Origin of the sequence: Niveispirillum cyanobacteriorum (assembly GCF_002868735.1) — a bacterium.
Taxonomy (GTDB): domain Bacteria; phylum Pseudomonadota; class Alphaproteobacteria; order Azospirillales; family Azospirillaceae; genus Niveispirillum; species Niveispirillum cyanobacteriorum.
On the sequence record NZ_CP025612.1, the window covers coordinates 67,287 to 82,829 of the forward strand.

23 protein-coding genes are annotated in these 15,543 nt (G+C 64.4%); 19 read left to right on the forward strand and 4 right to left on the reverse strand.

Annotated elements, in window-relative coordinates:
* Nucleotides 1–2 precede the first annotated feature (2 nt).
* From C0V82_RS16225 to C0V82_RS16240, 4 genes are all read right to left on the reverse strand, one after another.
* Nucleotides 3–1,712, reverse strand: a complete 1,710-nt coding sequence (locus C0V82_RS16225) for a hypothetical protein (RefSeq protein ID WP_102113528.1) — start codon at nt 1,710–1,712, stop codon at nt 3–5.
* A 3-nt stretch (nt 1,713–1,715) separates the two neighbouring features.
* On the reverse strand, nt 1,716–2,207 hold the full coding sequence (locus C0V82_RS16230) for a phage regulatory CII family protein (protein ID WP_102113529.1): 492 nt from the start codon (nt 2,205–2,207) through the stop codon (nt 1,716–1,718).
* 98 nt (nt 2,208–2,305) lie between these two features.
* On the reverse strand, nt 2,306–2,530 hold the full coding sequence (locus tag C0V82_RS16235) for a hypothetical protein (RefSeq protein WP_102113530.1): 225 nt from the start codon (nt 2,528–2,530) through the stop codon (nt 2,306–2,308).
* Between the two features lie 44 nt (nt 2,531–2,574).
* Nucleotides 2,575–2,790, reverse strand: coding sequence for a hypothetical protein (locus tag C0V82_RS16240; protein ID WP_102113531.1), 216 nt, complete (start codon nt 2,788–2,790; stop codon nt 2,575–2,577).
* Between the two features lie 84 nt (nt 2,791–2,874).
* Between C0V82_RS16240 and C0V82_RS16245 the strand changes: the two genes are divergently transcribed.
* The 19 genes from C0V82_RS16245 to C0V82_RS16335 all read left to right on the forward strand — a co-directional run bounded on the left by C0V82_RS16245 (nt 2,875) and on the right by C0V82_RS16335 (nt 15,538).
* Nucleotides 2,875–3,588, forward strand: coding sequence for a S24 family peptidase (locus tag C0V82_RS16245; RefSeq protein ID WP_102113532.1), 714 nt, complete (start codon nt 2,875–2,877; stop codon nt 3,586–3,588).
* A 286-nt stretch (nt 3,589–3,874) separates the two neighbouring features.
* Nucleotides 3,875–4,117, forward strand: coding sequence for a hypothetical protein (locus C0V82_RS16250; RefSeq protein ID WP_102113533.1), 243 nt, complete (start codon nt 3,875–3,877; stop codon nt 4,115–4,117).
* The gene (locus C0V82_RS16255) at nt 4,114–4,854 is read left to right on the forward strand and encodes a hypothetical protein (RefSeq protein ID WP_158659984.1); all 741 of its coding nucleotides are present in this window, start codon (nt 4,114–4,116) and stop codon (nt 4,852–4,854) included. Before C0V82_RS16250 ends, C0V82_RS16255 begins: the two co-directional genes overlap by 4 nt.
* Before the next feature lie 206 nt (nt 4,855–5,060).
* A complete protein-coding gene (locus C0V82_RS16260; protein ID WP_102113535.1) occupies nt 5,061–5,243 on the forward strand; it encodes a hypothetical protein in 183 nt (60 codons plus the stop codon).
* The gene (locus C0V82_RS16265) at nt 5,243–5,563 is read left to right on the forward strand and encodes a hypothetical protein (protein WP_102113536.1); all 321 of its coding nucleotides are present in this window, start codon (nt 5,243–5,245) and stop codon (nt 5,561–5,563) included. Before C0V82_RS16260 ends, C0V82_RS16265 begins: the two co-directional genes overlap by 1 nt.
* A 10-nt stretch (nt 5,564–5,573) precedes the next feature.
* Nucleotides 5,574–6,803: a DNA polymerase III subunit beta gene (locus C0V82_RS16270; RefSeq protein ID WP_102113537.1), complete on the forward strand. Its 1,230-nt coding sequence runs from the start codon at nt 5,574–5,576 to the stop codon at nt 6,801–6,803.
* A 7-nt stretch (nt 6,804–6,810) separates the two neighbouring features.
* On the forward strand, nt 6,811–7,281 hold the full coding sequence (locus C0V82_RS16275; RefSeq protein WP_102113538.1) for a hypothetical protein: 471 nt from the start codon (nt 6,811–6,813) through the stop codon (nt 7,279–7,281).
* A complete protein-coding gene (locus C0V82_RS16280; RefSeq protein WP_102113539.1) occupies nt 7,281–8,357 on the forward strand; it encodes a phage Gp37/Gp68 family protein in 1,077 nt (358 codons plus the stop codon). The genes C0V82_RS16275 and C0V82_RS16280 overlap by 1 nt, the downstream gene beginning before the upstream one ends.
* Nucleotides 8,354–8,572 carry a hypothetical protein gene (locus C0V82_RS16285; protein WP_102113540.1) on the forward strand — a complete coding sequence of 73 codons (219 nt, stop codon included), beginning with the start codon at nt 8,354–8,356 and terminating at the stop codon, nt 8,570–8,572. Before C0V82_RS16280 ends, C0V82_RS16285 begins: the two co-directional genes overlap by 4 nt.
* On the forward strand, nt 8,569–8,775 hold the full coding sequence (locus tag C0V82_RS16290; RefSeq protein WP_102113541.1) for a hypothetical protein: 207 nt from the start codon (nt 8,569–8,571) through the stop codon (nt 8,773–8,775). The genes C0V82_RS16285 and C0V82_RS16290 overlap by 4 nt, the downstream gene beginning before the upstream one ends.
* On the forward strand, nt 8,772–9,296 hold the full coding sequence (locus C0V82_RS16295) for a KOW motif-containing protein (RefSeq protein ID WP_102113542.1): 525 nt from the start codon (nt 8,772–8,774) through the stop codon (nt 9,294–9,296). The genes C0V82_RS16290 and C0V82_RS16295 overlap by 4 nt, the downstream gene beginning before the upstream one ends.
* Complete coding sequence (locus tag C0V82_RS16300; RefSeq protein ID WP_102113543.1) at nt 9,293–9,712, forward strand: hypothetical protein; 420 nt, start codon at nt 9,293–9,295, stop codon at nt 9,710–9,712. The genes C0V82_RS16295 and C0V82_RS16300 overlap by 4 nt, the downstream gene beginning before the upstream one ends.
* The gene (locus tag C0V82_RS16305) at nt 9,709–10,338 is read left to right on the forward strand and encodes a hypothetical protein (protein ID WP_102113544.1); all 630 of its coding nucleotides are present in this window, start codon (nt 9,709–9,711) and stop codon (nt 10,336–10,338) included. Before C0V82_RS16300 ends, C0V82_RS16305 begins: the two co-directional genes overlap by 4 nt.
* Complete coding sequence (locus tag C0V82_RS16310) at nt 10,335–10,679, forward strand: hypothetical protein (RefSeq protein ID WP_158659985.1); 345 nt, start codon at nt 10,335–10,337, stop codon at nt 10,677–10,679. The genes C0V82_RS16305 and C0V82_RS16310 overlap by 4 nt, the downstream gene beginning before the upstream one ends.
* On the forward strand, nt 10,676–11,152 hold the full coding sequence (locus C0V82_RS16315) for a hypothetical protein (protein WP_102113546.1): 477 nt from the start codon (nt 10,676–10,678) through the stop codon (nt 11,150–11,152). Before C0V82_RS16310 ends, C0V82_RS16315 begins: the two co-directional genes overlap by 4 nt.
* Nucleotides 11,149–11,505: a hypothetical protein gene (locus C0V82_RS16320; protein WP_102113547.1), complete on the forward strand. Its 357-nt coding sequence runs from the start codon at nt 11,149–11,151 to the stop codon at nt 11,503–11,505. The genes C0V82_RS16315 and C0V82_RS16320 overlap by 4 nt, the downstream gene beginning before the upstream one ends.
* Complete coding sequence (locus tag C0V82_RS16325; RefSeq protein ID WP_102113548.1) at nt 11,502–12,137, forward strand: hypothetical protein; 636 nt, start codon at nt 11,502–11,504, stop codon at nt 12,135–12,137. The genes C0V82_RS16320 and C0V82_RS16325 overlap by 4 nt, the downstream gene beginning before the upstream one ends.
* Nucleotides 12,134–14,686, forward strand: a complete 2,553-nt coding sequence (locus C0V82_RS16330; protein WP_102113549.1) for a DNA methyltransferase — start codon at nt 12,134–12,136, stop codon at nt 14,684–14,686. The genes C0V82_RS16325 and C0V82_RS16330 overlap by 4 nt, the downstream gene beginning before the upstream one ends.
* Before the next feature lie 3 nt (nt 14,687–14,689).
* Nucleotides 14,690–15,538 (forward strand): hypothetical protein, encoded by an 849-nt coding sequence (locus C0V82_RS16335; protein ID WP_102113550.1) that lies wholly within the window; start codon nt 14,690–14,692, stop codon nt 15,536–15,538.
* The last annotated feature ends 5 nt before the right edge of the window (nt 15,539–15,543 follow it).

The following is a 15,543-nucleotide window of genomic DNA, read 5'->3' on the forward strand; positions in this document are numbered from 1 at the left end:
CCTCAATAGCTGGGGCGGCGACCGGTGCCGGCGCTGCTGTAGACGGGGATGCCGGCGGCGGTGCTGTCCGTGGGGGCGGCATAGCCGGGCTTGTCGGCGCGGGTGATCTGTCCTGCCGCCACGCGGCGCTCAATCTCGGCCCGCAACTCCGGACTGACATCGCGGGCTGTGGGCGTCTTGGCGGCCGGGGACGGGCGGCGCTCGTAGATGCCGGTATTCATGTTGGGGCGGGGATTGATCGCACCTTTGGCAATCGCCGGCGGCTCGGTCCTGGTGATCGCCTTCGGGGCTGCCGGAATCGGTGCGGGCTTCGCCGCGACGACAGGCGCCACCTTGGGTGCTGCCGCCTTGGGCGCTGGCACTTCCTTCCCCTTGCGGATTGGCCCCTGCGACCAGGGCGTGGACCTGCCATCGGCCATGATGAACTGGCGGCGCATGTTCCCGACCTTGCCGACATGCTCCATGCGGCCCCAGCCATCCTCCCGCAGGACCTTCAGGACGTCCGGCGTGTTGCAGGGATGCATGTTGAGCGCCTGCCCGATCTCGACATTGCTGGGCACGGGCGTCTGCTCCTCGACACAGCGCAGCAGGATGGCGGCCAGCTTGTCCTTGCGGCGCGTGCCGGCGGGATCGACGATCGCCGCCTCTTCCGCCCGGCGCGCATTGGAGGCCGCCATATTCTCGGTGACGGGCCGGGCCGGCGGCTTCGGCTCGGGCAGCGGCGGCAGGGCGCTGGTGCGCCCATCCCACAGCGTGACCTGCCGCACCGGGGGCTGACCGCGCAGGATCGGATATTCGGGCCGTGGAGTGATGGTGCAGAAGCCCAGCCGCTTCAACATGGTGAAACAGCCGGAGATGGAGGCAACGTCGCCGCAGGCAGACCAGGATCCGTTGTACCGCGCCTTCAGCCAGGCCAGACAGCCATGCAGGCCCGGCATTACCTCGCCCGCCTCGACAATCTCCACGGCCAGCGTGGCGCAATGATCCAGATGCCGGGGCCCGTCGCGCACAACACCACCGGGCCATACCCCCCCCTGGGCCGGCGCGACACCGATGGGTGCGCCGGCCACGTCCGGGGCGTGTCCGGTATCGGCCTGTTGGGTCACATGATTGTCCTCCGGCATGCGCGCGGGCGCGGAATTCAATCCAGCCTCCACCAAACCGCCATCGTCATTTCGGGTCTGGATCGCGCTGGCCGGTACCTCGCCGGCGCTGGGAAGCGGTGCAATCACTTGATCACACCACGGGGTTTCTCGGCCCTGCGCATCCACGATCTGGCGACCAAAGGTGCCAGAGGCGGAACAGCCGCGGTGCCGAAGGGTCCAGCCTTCGACGCTGGCAATGCGGCTCAACAGCTTTGAGGCGCGGCGGCCGGCGGCATCCGTATCAGGGTCGGAGAAACCCAGGGCGCGGGCTACGACCGGATTGCCCTGCAAGGGCTCCCCCCGGTCAAGCAGCCCTTGGAAATAGGCTCTCGCTTCTTCGGTCTTGGTGCCGGGCTGAATGGGCCGTGGCGGGCCCTTATGGGCGCGCCGCCTTTCCCGGACATTCTCAACGGGTGCGGCGGCGGGCGCATCCATGGCAACGGCCAGAACCCAGCGCGCCAGCATGTCCAATTGCTCAACGGCGCTGCCGGACGGAAGGATGGCCCCACTGCGCAGCGCGGCGCAGGCCAGATCGCGGCGAATGGCGATGTGAAGGGGGATGTCCATCTCTCACCCCGCCTTCACAAGCTCGATGGAAACGACGTCGCCCTGGGCCGGCGGCTCCACCGCATCGCGAAGGGCGACGGCGCGGTCGATCACCTCCTGCGCCTCCCGTGCGATGTTGCGCCGCTCATGCAACTCTAGCCGGCCATCCTCCATGGCGCGCGTCACGGCGCCCGTCAGGTCGCCGACCTCCGCGCACAGGTGCAGCATGCGACGGTCGAGGGGTATGGGGGCTGTCTCGCGGCGAAGGCCTGACAGGATCGCCTCAACCTGCGCCTTGGCATGCGAGACAAAGACGGCGGGATATCCCCGCGCCGAAAGCAGCGCGTCCAGCTTGGCCGCATCCTCCAGCGTCAGGCGGGCCGCCTGATTGGGGTTGCTCTGCTTGGCAAGGGTGTTGCGCAGCATGCCAACCGATTCCAGGTCGGCGTCAGACAAGACGTGCAGCGCCTTGTCCAGGTGATCCTCAATGCTGCCGGGTTTGCGGTGGACGGCCATGTCCAAATTTCCCCAATCGGTTGGATTTGTCGGATGACGCGGGCGGCGTCATAACGGAAACACAGAAACCCGGACGTGGCGGACAGACCGATGCAGCCCTACTCCACCATCACCAGCGCGCATTCCGGCCCGGCGCAACGCTGCTCAGGCGGCATGCGACAGGTGCGGCCATGGGCGCAGGAACGTTGCTGGCGCTCTTGGCGCAGAGCCGCGTCTTTGGCTTCCAGCCGGCGCGTATCTTCGAAGGTAAATCCCCTGATGATATTGCCGATGAAGGGCCGGAGGTCCGGGGCGCGGAAGGCGGACTCAGACTGTTCAGGCATAGCGACACCCCCGAAACCGGAAAGAAATTGCGGGATTGGATGGGTCAGGGCGCGCCGGTGTGGACCGCGGCCTCGACCTTGCCCTGCATGAACGTTTCGACCCGCACTCGGGTGGAGCGACGCAACTCGCGCCCATCCCGCAGGTCAAAGACCAGCCGCGGGTCATTCACAGAAGACGTGCCAAAGGCGGTCGCGGTCATCCCGCGATCTGCCATGAAGCGCTCAATCTCGCTGAGTATGGGATCGTTGCCGGTGCTCATGCGGGGAAGATAATAGGAACATTCCTCTTTTGCAAGAGGATACTTCCTATTGGATTTTTCCTACAGGCATCGGGAAGATGCGCCATGGAACTCGATCAGCCACGCCTCAATATCCTTCGGCTTATCGCTGACAGCGAAAGCGACATGGCAAACGTGTCGAAGGCTGTCGGTAAGAGCCATTCCTATCTTCAGCAGTACATTAAGCGGGGTTCGCCCAGGCATCTGCCGGAAGATGTCCGCGAGGCCCTGGCTAAATTCTTCGCTGTCGATGAGGCGTTGTTTAGATCTGGTGATGCTTCAGTGAAGGCCGCAGCCGAAAAGTGGGGCGATGGCGGCGATGACCGTGATCCGCCCGCCGCCGCGCAGGCGCCAGAATTCAATGATGCAATATCAGAGCTGGATATCAGAGCGTCAGCAGGGCCGGGCGCGCTTGTCGAATCCGACATAGAGGCCGTGATCGACCATTGGCGCATTCCGCCTGCGGTCCTGCGGAATCAGACCGCTTCAACCACGGGAAGCCTGAAGATCATCACCGTGAAGGGCGACAGCATGGCGCCCGACTTCATGCCCGGCGAACGCGTCCTTGTGGACACGGCAGACAAACTGCCCTCCCCCGCCGGCGTGTTTGTGCTGTGGGATGGTTTCGGGTTGGTGATCAAGCGGGTCGAAATGATCCCCTACTCCAACCCGCCCATGGCCCGGCTGATCAGCCGCAACAGCCAGTTCCAGGCCTATGAATGCCTGGCGGAAGAAGTGCAAATCAGTGGCCGCGTCATTGGGAAGTGGCACTGGACGTAATCGCTTTCTGGCCGCACGCCGGGTTGTCGTCATTGATTGGATAGATTTTCCGCCTGCCGTTTGCGAGGCGGCAACGCTTGGTATTGCCTCAAAGTGAAATAGGATTTTTCCGCTTGACTGATAGGAAGTTTCCTATCATTCTCCCCCCGTCACCTGATCGACACCGGCTACAACGCCCCTAGGCGCCGCCCCGGATGCGTTGGGTGATGCCCGCCTCCCTGGGCAGGCCGACACGCAGCCCCTGTCGTGTCGGCCACCCGGGTGGCTGCCCCAGGGAGATCAAGACATGAACCCGAACAACACGGGGCGGCGTCGGCTGCCCCTCCTGCCGATGGCTGCCCTGATGGCCGCATCGGCCTGCACTGCGCCGCCGCCTGTCGATCCGTGCCTGCTGCGTCAGCAGCATGAAGATGGCAGCATCACCTGCCTGATCCCGCGCGGTGCAGCGCCGGCTCCTGCCGCCGCACCGGTCCCGGCCCGCACGCCGGTTGATCAGCTCCGCGCTGTTGGCGCAGGCGGTGCGGCATGAGCGACACTTCTCGGCCCCCAATGACCAGCGTCGATTTTGGCGAGGCAGTCGCGGCGGCTGTAGCCAGCATCCAGGCAAGCGGCGACATCGAAAGAATTATTCGCGAACAGATGGTCAAGACCATCAAGTCGGTGGTGGAGAGTTCATTTGCCTCATACGGCAAGTTCGGCGAGGCCTTGAAGGCGGAGATTGCCGGCAGTCTGCGGATCGGTCCTGGCTCCCTTGGTTTGGACGGTTACAACCAGATGGTCCTGAATGTTTGCCGGCAAGTGCTGCATGAGCGTCTGGACAAGGATGGCCGCGCCGCTATTGAAGATGCACTGACGGAACTTTTAGGCGAGAAGCCTCCCGCCCACATCCGGCTGTCGGATCTGGCGAAGCAGTTCGGCGAATGGGCCCGCGACAATGCCCATCTTGGCAACGCTGCGATTGAACTTCGCCCTTCGCAATATGGGGCCCGTTGGCTCACTTTCGGCTTTAACAACAAATACGGCGCCCGATCCCTCGTTAGGGACAGTTGCGAAGAATCAGTTGCTCGCTTTGCCGTCCATGAAGACGGTCGCATGTATGGCCTGAACGTCGAGGGGATCGACGTTTCCAAAGCCATCTTCTTCGGCAGCGGTATCCGCGGCTTCCTTCGCACCCTGTTTCAGATGCAGGTGGCCGGCACCTCAGTCGAAATCGACACTGAGGCACCTGAAGATTTCATGCTCGTTGAAGTCGATAGCGACGACTGATCCCGCCCGCGCTGGGGCCTTCGGGCACGCGCGTTTCCTCCCCCAAAACTCCCCCGGCGGGCGACAGGCTGCCAGGGACCTTCTTCCGGAGGGGCAGATGCACCGCAATCAATATCTGGTCATGGCCTGGGAAGCGTTCTGGATGACGGGCTTTTTCGCCACCGTCCTGATCGCCCTGCCTTTGCTGCTGGAAAGCTGAGGGCGCCATGGATTTCATTCTGGACCTATATCAGCATCAGCAGACGCAGCGTGGCGCGGTCGTGCCGGGGGACATGGCGGTGTGCAACCGCTGCCCATCCAGCTTCATGATCTCGCAACGGCTGGCCGGTGACGGTATCGCCCTGGTCGACATGTTCGCGCGTGGCGCCGAACTGAACCGGTGGCCGTAATGCAGCGCCCCACCCTGGCACTGATCCGCAACGGCCTCTCGGTCAGCATGGCCGAACCGGCCGTGCGCCTGACGCTGCCCGGCATCGACCTTATCGTCGCCGATCTGCGCGGACAGCCGCGCGGCCGTGTTGGTGGGGCGCGTCATATCCGCGACTGGGTCATCTATGGCCGTCCTGGCGTGATCTGGTTTGGCCACGACCTGGGAGACAGCGTCGTTGGCCCCACCCGCATGCGATCCCAGGCCCTGACCCAGTTTGCCCGCGCCCTGTTTGATCTGGCCACCAATCCCGCTCCGGCGCCTGCCGCCGACCCGCGCTGAGGATACCAAGATGCCCGACGCCCTCACCCTTGCCCCCGACCTCGCAAAACCCGCACAGGTCCCGCTCACGGCCACTGTGCAGGCCGGGGCGCTGCGTGCGGCATTGTCGTTCCTGCGTAAAGTGGCGGAGCGGCGGAGCACCCTGCCCATCCTGTCCCACATCCTGGTGCGCGGGGTGCCCGCACGGGGCGAGCGGCCCGCGCATCTGGACATGATCGCCACTGACATGGATATGCAGCTGCGCCGCACGGTGCGGGCCGATGTGCCGGCGGCGTTTGAGGGCACGCTTGATCCCTGGATCCTGGATCGCCTGCTGATGTCGCTGCCCCGGCTGGCCGATGTCACCCTGACCCTGCACGGCGATACCTGGCTTGTCGATTGCCCCGCCGCCGCCATGCACGCCAAGAACCTGATGTGCCTGTCGGTCGATGATTTCCCGCTGCTTGATAATGATCTGCGGGGACCGGTGGAGCCGGTGGAGATTGATGCGGCGGCGATGGCCGGCGCGCTGTCGCGCTGCGCCCCCTGCGCCGCCCGCGACAGTCACCGCTATTACCTGAACGGCGTCTATCTGCACCCCGCTGACCGGGACGGCACGCCGCGCGTCACGGCGGTATCGACCGATGGCCATCGCCTGATGGTCACTGGCTTTGCGAGTGACCTGCCCTTGCCGAAGGATGGCATCATCGTGCCGCGCAAGGCCGTGACCTTGATCCTGCTGATGCTGGCGGGGCAGCAGACGGCCCTGTGCGCGGTGCCGCCGACCAAACGTGAGGGCCCCGCCGCCCTGGTGGTGCGGCTGGCCGACGGAACGGAGATCATCACCAGGACCATTGATGGCACCTTCCCGGATTATCTGCGCGTCATCCCGCAGGGGGTGACCCGCACCCTGACCCTGCCGGCCGGCGATCTGCTGCGCGCCTTGCGGCTGGCTGCCGCCCCTATCCCCAGCAACACAAGCCCGGCCGTGCGGATCGCTGGTGTGGATGCAGGTCGGCTGGCCATCTCCACGGGCACACGGAGTGAAGATGGCAGCGTCACCGCGCATGTGTCGATGCAGGAACAGGGTGATCACCCCCCCCTGCCGGGAATCGGCCTCAACGCCGACTATCTGCGCGATGTCATCGACATTTTCGGCGGCGACAGCCTGATCTGGCGCTTTACCGAAGCGGAATGTCCGCAGATTTTTACGGTGCCAGACAGCACCGACATCTGCGTCCAGATGCCGATGCGGGTGTGAGGGCGCGATGATGCTGATCCCCAAAGCCAAACACCGCCGCGCCACCCGCCTGCGCACCCAGGTGCAGGATCATTACCGCGCCCTGCGCGGGGCAATGAACGCGGGCCAGGGTGGCGCCGCCATGATCGCCCTGGTCAATTGCTTCGCCATCGATGGCGATGTGATGCAGTGCCATTGCTGTGATCAGCGCCTGCATGTGACCCGCTGGCAGGAACCGTTCCGCCATGGGCTGGACGAAACCGGCATGGATTGCCCGCTGGCCGGCACTGACAATCCCTGGTCCCTGTGGTTCCAGGCTGCCGATCTGGTGCGCGGCATCGCCGACCGCACCGCCACCATGCGCCGCGCCCTCAACGCCGCCGCCGAGCGCTTCCGTGAGTACGAGGCACTGCACGCGGCCAAGCCGGACCCGGCGAAGGCCCAGCGCAACGCCGACATGGCGACCCTATGCGAAACCGCTCTGCGGGAGGGGCTGTGATGGGTGCAGACAGCAAGATCGAATGGACCGACTACACCTTTAACCCCTGGCGCGGCTGCACGGCGATCAGTCCGGCTTGCGACCATTGCTATGCCAAGACGCTGGTGGAGGGCCGCCTGTCCGGCGATTTCAGCCAGCGTGCGCGCGCCGCTGACAGCACCTGGAAACAACCGCTGGCCTGGAACCGCAAGGCCGCCAAGTTGGGCATCCGCAAGCGCGTCTTTTGCGCCTCATTGGCGGACGTGTTCGATAACCAGGTGCCGGACCAGTGGCGGATCGATCTGTGGGCGCTGATCCGCGCCACGCCGCACCTGGACTGGCTGCTGCTGACCAAGCGGCCGCAGAACATCTCGGGGATGCTGCCCGCCGATTGGGGTGATGGCTGGCCCAACGTCTGGCTGGGCGCCACGGTCGAGAACCAGACGGAGGCCGACCGCCGCATCCCGCACCTGCTGCGGGCGCCGGCGGCGGTGCGGTTTCTGTCCTGTGAGCCGCTGTTGGGGTCGTTGGATATGAAGCGGTGGATAGCAGGTGGCCGGAAGGCCAGAAAACCTGACGGCACTGAATTCATCGCGCCACATTGGTACATGACACAATGCCGGTCCTGCGGCTGGATCGGTTCGTCCGAACTGTGCGGCACAGATGTTGATTGCGGTCAGGGCGACAGTGACGTGTATTGCCCAGCCTGTCACGCCGCCGGCTGCGACAATGAGATTGCGGGCCTGGATTGGGCGATCTGCGGCGGCGAAAGCGGCACCGGTGCCCGGCCCATGCATCCAGCGTGGGCACGGTCCCTGCGGGATCAGTGCGAGGCCGCCGGGATGCCGTTCTTCTTTAAGCAGTGGGGTGAGTGGCAGGCTTACTACGACCGCGATGTCGATGATCCCGACTGGCGGAAGTGTCCCCAGACGGATGGGCAGATGGGGCGCGGCGCTACTCGCTATCTCAATCTAGCCGGCGGCTGCGGTTTCCATGGAGACAAGCTGGTTGCATTCCGCAACGTCGGCAAGAAAGCCGCCGGTCGCCTGCTGGATGGCCGCACCTGGGATCAGTTCCCGAAGGCAGGTGCGGCATGACCCTACCCCTGACCGTAAAGGATCGCATGGAGGCCCTGGGCTGGACCTTTGATTGCGACATTGATGACAGCGGCGGGCTTATCGCGGGCGCAATGAAGCTGGTCCGCACCAGCCCGACCGTTTCGCGGGTCACCGACTATCACACCGATCAGCAATTCAAGACTGACGTGGCCGCCTGCATGGCTGCGTGTCAGGCAGAGGAGGGCTGGGCATGAACATCCGCAAGGTCGATCCGCTAGGAACCGGCGTGCATGTAACCGCCCTCCCCGATGGCCGGATCAAGCTGGAGGTCTGGGCAGAGGATCGCCCGCCGCAGGATGACCCCGACGTCTATTCCCTCACCATCCCGCAGGCCCTGGAGCTGACGTCAAAGCTGCCGGTCGCGGTCCGCAACACCCTGAAAGGATTGGTCGGATGAGCGTAATACCGCCCCGCCCCCGCGTAACCGATCTGCCTATCCGCATGGCTGCGGCCCGGAAAATCCTGCCGCGCATCTATGAATGGATGGGCAAAACCCGCGAAGAACATGACGATGACGCCGACAGCCTTGCCGGCCTGATGCTGGCCGGCGCTGACGGCTATCAGCTGGCCCGCGGCCTGGAGGATGAGTGGGGCATCCAGCCCAACGCCGATCTGGTCGATGTCCTGGGCATTGCTGGCGGCCAACTTGATATGGTTCACCGTGCGGCTGTTGTCGGCTGGGTCATTGCCAACGACATCAAAACCGACCTGCGCGTCGGCCAACGGGCACAGGTCAAGTCTGGCCCGGACGCGGGGGCCGTTGGCACTATTGTCCGCGTGATGCGGGAAACCGGCACCTTGCTGCTGTGCTGCGAGGGCTTGGGCCACGTCACGGACGGCCCCGGCGTTCACGGCATCGTTTTGCCCTATGAGAATGTGGAGGCGGCACCCGCGCCCGCCCTGGAGGGTGCGGCATGACCGACGCCATGACCACCACCATCAAGGTCGAGGGCCAAACCCCCACAGAATTCCTGACCTTTTGGCTTCGCCTGGCGCAGGTCAAGGGCATGGTCGCCTCTGCTGGCGTAGCCCGCGACGACATCGCAACCGCCATCAATGCCCTGATTGCGGAGAATGACCGGCTCCGCGCCCTGGCCAAGGCTGGGTACGAGCTTTCTACCTATGCGTCCTGCATCAGCTGGGATGGCGACCGCAATCGGGGCGAATGGCTGGAAGACCTTCACAAGGATATCAGCGCGCTTCAGGCCTTGGCCATTGAGATCGGCGTGGCGTCCCCCGGCGGGGTCAGCATTGATGACAAGCGCATCGTCCGTGAGATCGCGAAGGCCAAGGCCTTCGACGCCGCAGAAGACGCGGAGGCGGAACGGTCATGACCCACCCCACCTATCTCATCTGCGGCTTTGGTCGCTGCGGTTCCAGCATGGTGATGCAGATGCTGCATGCGGGCGGAATTCACTGTGTCGGCGATTGGCCGGATTTCGAGGCACCGGGCATTGAAACGGTGGCGACCATGTTGCGACAGCCACCGACAACGGCCATGGATGGTGTGGCCGTCAAGATCCTGGATGCCACGTCGCGCCATGATTTCGACCTGCCCAAACGCGGCACCGGCTACCGCGCTCTGTGGCTGGACCGCAACCCGGACCAACAGGCCCGTAGCGCCTGCAAATTCATGGCAGCGACCAACAGTTTCCCGCCCGGTAACCGGCAGCATCAGCGCGCCCTGCGTGCGCAGTTGGCGAAATCCTACACGGACGACCGCGCCATGTGCATCACCCGCCTGCACCGCATCTGCGGGCAGCAGCCGCTGATCCTGACCTTTGAGAACATCCTGCGCGACCCCGCCCGCATCGCCTCAAAGCTGGCCGCCTGGACCGGCCGGCAACTGGACGAACGCCGCATGGCCCGGCAGGTCGTCCCCCGCACGCCCAACTGCCTGCCGGGCCTGCTGGAACTGGCGCAACTCTTTGACCGGCGCGCGGCGCAGGGTGGTGCATGATGGGGTACGGTGACTGCGGAAACGACAGCAACGGGCGTCCGATTGGCTACAATTTTTCGGCCACTTGTGATCACCCTGGATGCTCCGCCGCCATTCATCGCGGCATGGCGCACGCCTGCGGCGGCGATCACGGCGAAAACGACTATTCCTGCGAAGGGTACTTCTGCCGAGAACATCTGATCTGTGTGGAAATCAGGCAGCAATATGTCCAGGGCGCGTCGCCGCATGTAAGCATTTGCCCGGCATGCCACAACAAGGCCGAAGCCGCCAAATTGCTTGTCGATGAGGATGACGAGAGACACGCGACCGGGCGCGTCCAGGGCAGTGAGGTGCTGTCATGAACCTCCGCATCCTGAAAAAGCTCTCAGCCAGAGCCGCGCCGCTGTTGCCGCTGCTGGGTGACAGACGGGAACAGTTCCGGGCCCGCAAGGAAGACGCCTATATCGGCATCCTGATCATGGATCGCAAGCATTGGGATCGTGGTCGGTCGGTTCACGGAGATTACGTCTTCGAGAACACGATCAAGCGGCGGGCAGCTGACGGGCGCGGCTGGATTTACATGCACCCGCCATCCTTCGCCCGGAAGGGAACAGTCATGGTCGGCTGCATGTCCGGCGGTGAAGAGCCGGAATGGAGCGAGGAATCCGCATGGGAGGCGCTGGACAGCCTTGTCCGTGACTTTTTTACAGACTACCAGCGATTGGTAGACGACGATTGTTGCACCTATGGTGCCGCTCTCACCCGCGACCTCAGCACCCCCAGCAAAATACTTCTGGCAGCGCGGGAAATTATCCGCGCGGGTGGTGCGGCATGACCAGCGCCGATTTCCGACGGGAACTGACCCTGGTGATGCCTGGCTACAACTGGGTTCTGCATCGGTCGCGATACGCGCCGACGGTGCAAAGGGCAACCGGCACGCAGTCCAGCGGCTTCAATCGGCTGTCGACGTTGCAGGTCGTCAGAACGCAAGGGGCTAGCGGCACGAGCTACCAGGTCAAGTCGTCCGGCCACGGCGCCAAAGCCCCCTGGGAAGGGGAGGCCACAAACACCAGTCTTCGCCGCGCGCTGCGCGATCTCCAGAAGTTATATCAGAATCAAGCCAGCAAGTATGGCCGGTTGGCTGCGGCCATGGAAAAGGGCCGCTACGCCCAGGAAGGTGCGGCATGACCCACCCCGCCCCCTATTTTCTGGGCCTGCCCTTTGATGACCTGATGGTGATGGCCAACCTGCGCGCCATCAATGGCCAACAGGGCGGCAAGACACAGACGCGCCGGAAGCCGAACGACCTGCTGCTGGCGGCAGAGCGTGCCCAGGCGGACGGTAGGCCCATCATCGGCTGGCAACGGGAATGCTTTCAGTTGCTGCGCTTCGGCGATTATCTGCCGACCAGGGGCTTTCCCTGCGATGTCCGGTACCGGGCCACTGATCGGTGCCGCGACCTGCCCGCCGATGTGCGCGGCCATCAATGGCGTCCGTCAATCCACATGCCAGAAAAGGCCTGCCGGGTGGTGCTGGAGGGGCTGAGCATCCGTCGCCAACGGCTGGGCGATATTGACGAGGATGACGCCAAGGCGGAGGGCATGTGCCCCATCCTTCATGGCGATGGCCAGTATTACTGGCACTGGGCGCCGCGCGAACCCGACGGCAGGGACTGGGCTCATCCGCAGGGCGCCTTCGCCGATCTCTGGAACCACATCAACGGCCCTGGCGCCTCGAAGCGCGACGCGGACATTGAGGTCATGGTCCTGACCTATACGCCCGTCCTGCGCAGCATCGTCGATTATCGGAGGGCATCATGACCCCCTATGAAGAATTCCTCTGTGCCAAGGTACCGCCGGCTCCAGTGCTGGGCCTGCCCTGCACCCTGGACGATGTGCCCACCCATTTGACCGATGGCCGCCCCCTGAAGGAGCATCAGCGCGCCTGCATCGCCTGGGCCGTGCGCGGTGGCCGGCGGGCGCTGTTTGAGAAGTTCGGGCTGGGCAAGAGCGTCCAGCAATTGGCCATCCTGCGCATCATCACCGACCGCACCAATGGCCGGGGCCTGATCGTCGCCCCCTTGGGCGTGCGGCAGGAATTCCGCCGCGATGCCGCCTTGCTGGGCATTGACCTGTGCGTGGTGCGCGATGATGCCGACATCGACGCCGCCGGCGACGGCCCCCGCCTGTTCCTGACCCATTATGAGGCGGTGCGACTGGGCAAGATTGATGTGAACCGGTTTGTGGCCGTCAGCCTCGATGAAGCGGCGGTGCTGCGTGATTTCGGGTCGGATACCTATCAAACCTTCCTGCCTTTGTTCGCGGGGGTGCCGTACCGGTTCGTGGCCACGGCCGTGCCCTCGCCCAACCGCTACAAGGAACTGATCCATTACGGCGCCTTCCTGGGCATCATGGATAGCGGGCAGGCCCTCACCCGGTTTTTCCAGCGCAACAGCGAGAAGGCCGGCGACCTGACCCTGTACCCGCACAAGGAGGCGGAGTTCTGGGAATGGCTGCACTCTTGGGCCGTCTTCCTGCAACAGCCCAGCGACCTGGGTTTCAGTGACGATGGCTATGCCCTGCCACCGATGGAGGTGCATTGGCATGCGGTCCAGGTCGATCTGACGGCCGGCACCACCACCGATGACCGGGGCCAGGGCATGCTGCTGCGCGACGCCGCCCTTGGCGTGGTCGATGCCGCTCGCGAAAAGCGGCTGAGCCTGGACGCTCGCATCGCCAAGGTGGCGGCCCTGATCGACGAAAACCCCGGCGAGCATGTGGTGGTGTGGCACGATCTGGAGGATGAGCGGCGCGCGCTGGAGAAAGCCATTCCGCGCATTGCCACCCTGTCGGGCGCGTCACCGCTGGAACAGCGCGAGGCGACGATTGTCGATTTCGCGGAGGGACGGCTGGCGCGCATCGGCCTGAAGCCGTCGATGTTCGGGGCCGGCACCAATATCCAGCCGCATTGCGCCTGGGCCATCTATGCCGGGGTCGGGTTAAAGTTTCACGACTTCATCCAGTCAATCCACCGCCTGTGGCGGTTCGGGCAGACGCGGCCCGTGCGCATTGATGTGATCTATGCGGAGACGGAAGAACTGGTGGTGCGCGACCTGCAACGGAAATGGAAGGACCACGATCATTTGACGGCGCGCATGTCGGAGATGATCCGGGAACGCGGCCTGGGATCGCTGGACACCCCCATCATCACCCGCGCTATGGGCGTCCCGCGACAGGAAGTGTCTGGCCAGGGCTGGACCATGGTGAATAATGACAGTGTGCTGGAATTCGCCAACCTGCCGGAAAACAGCCTGGACCTGATTGTCACCAGCATCCCGTTTGGCACGCAGTACGAATATTGCGCCTCCTACCATGATTTCGGCCACAACGATGACAATGATGCGTTCTGGCGGCAGATGGATCATCTGACTCCGCACTTGATGCGGGCGCTGAAGCCGGGGCGCATGGCCTGCATCCATGTCAAGGACAGGATCCTGTTCGGCGCCGTCACGGGCCAAGGTGTGCCGACAATCGAACCGTTTAGCGATGAAACCGTGGCCCATTTTCGCCGCCATGGCTGGCAGTTCATGTCGCGCATCACGGTTACGACCGATGTGGTGCGGGAGAACAACCAGACCTATCGCCTGACCTATGGGGAAATGCTGAAGGACAGCACCAAAATGGGTGCTGGCATGCCTGAATATGTGCTGCTGTTCCGCAAGCCCCAGACCGACAAATCCAAGGGTTATGCCGATCAGCCGGTTTCCCACACCGCGGATGAATATAGTCTGGCGCGGTGGCAGGTGGTGGCCCATGCCTACTGGCCGTCATCGGGCGACAGGATCCTGACCGCCGACGAGCTGGCCGAACTACGCACGGACATGCTGCCGCGCGCCTTCCGCACCGCGACCGAAAAACACATCTATGACCACGGCGCGCATGTGGAGATCGGGGAGCGGGTCGCGGCCCGCGACGGTGGCGACCCGCGCGGCAGCCTGCCCAAAACCTTCATGGCGCTGGCCCCGGCCTCGAAATGCCCCGATGTCTGGACCGACATCACGCGCATGCGAACCCTGAACGCCGAACAGTCGCTGGACGGGCGGGAAAAGCATGTGTGTCCGTTTCAGATCGACATTGTTGATCGGCTGATCCTGAAGCACAGCATGAAGGGCGAGCTGGTGGCCGATCCCTTCGCCGGCATCGGCACCGTGCCAGCGCGCGCCATCCTGCAGGGCCGGCGCGGCTGGGGCTGCGAACTGAACGAGGGCTATTTCCGCGACGCCGTCCGCTACTGCGCCGCCGCAGAAGCGGACATGGCCATCCCCACCCTTTTCGACCTGATGCAGGCGCCCAGCGCCGCTGCGGAGTGAACCATGAAGACCGATATCAATACCGCCAACATCCAGAAATGGGCCACCACACTGGCCAACACGCATCGCACCATGATGGTGGCGGAGGGGCGGATAATCCGGGGCGGCCCGCACCCCTATTTCCCCGTTTGTGGGGAGGTGCGGGAAGACATGCCAGAGGCCGATAGCATGGCCAAGCTCTGGGCCGGCTCCATGGAGATGTTCCGCACCCTGGCCGCCATCCGCAGCGTGTGCCGCGACGCCGCCGGCGCGACACCGCAAGAACACCAGGCTCTGCTGACTATGATCATCGCCCAGGTCAGCGACGCTTTGCCCGTGCCAACCAACGCCGAACAGAATGCCGCCGATGCCGGAACGCCCCTGCCGGAGGATTCCGATCCGCCAGCAATCTACAAGGACATGGCGGAGATGGCGGCGGGTTTCATGCTGCGGTGGCGCGCGGACATGCGGGCCATCGCCCGGTGGCAGGCGGCCACCGGCAGGGTGATGACTTGGCCCGATCATGCCGACCTCTGCGTCTGGCTGATGGAGCAACTGGACGCAAAAGATGCGACATCCGGCGCCAGATGGAAATCACCCGGCGCAATGCCCTTCCTGACCTTGGGGCCAGAGCCCGACGGGTGGGACGTCGATGGCGCGGGCGGCCCCGGTTATTCCCTGCTTTGGAAGGCCATTCAGGTCTGGGCCGTCTGTCAGGGCCGCGTTGGGGTCACCATCGGCGAGGCGGCAGCCGTTTTCAACATGCCTCTGTCCATGGTGGCGCAGGCCATCACCGAAACCAACAGCCCGTTCATGTTCCTGGGCGGCCCGGCTGATGATCCCAAAACCACCATTGAGCATGACGGGGAGTGACCAAA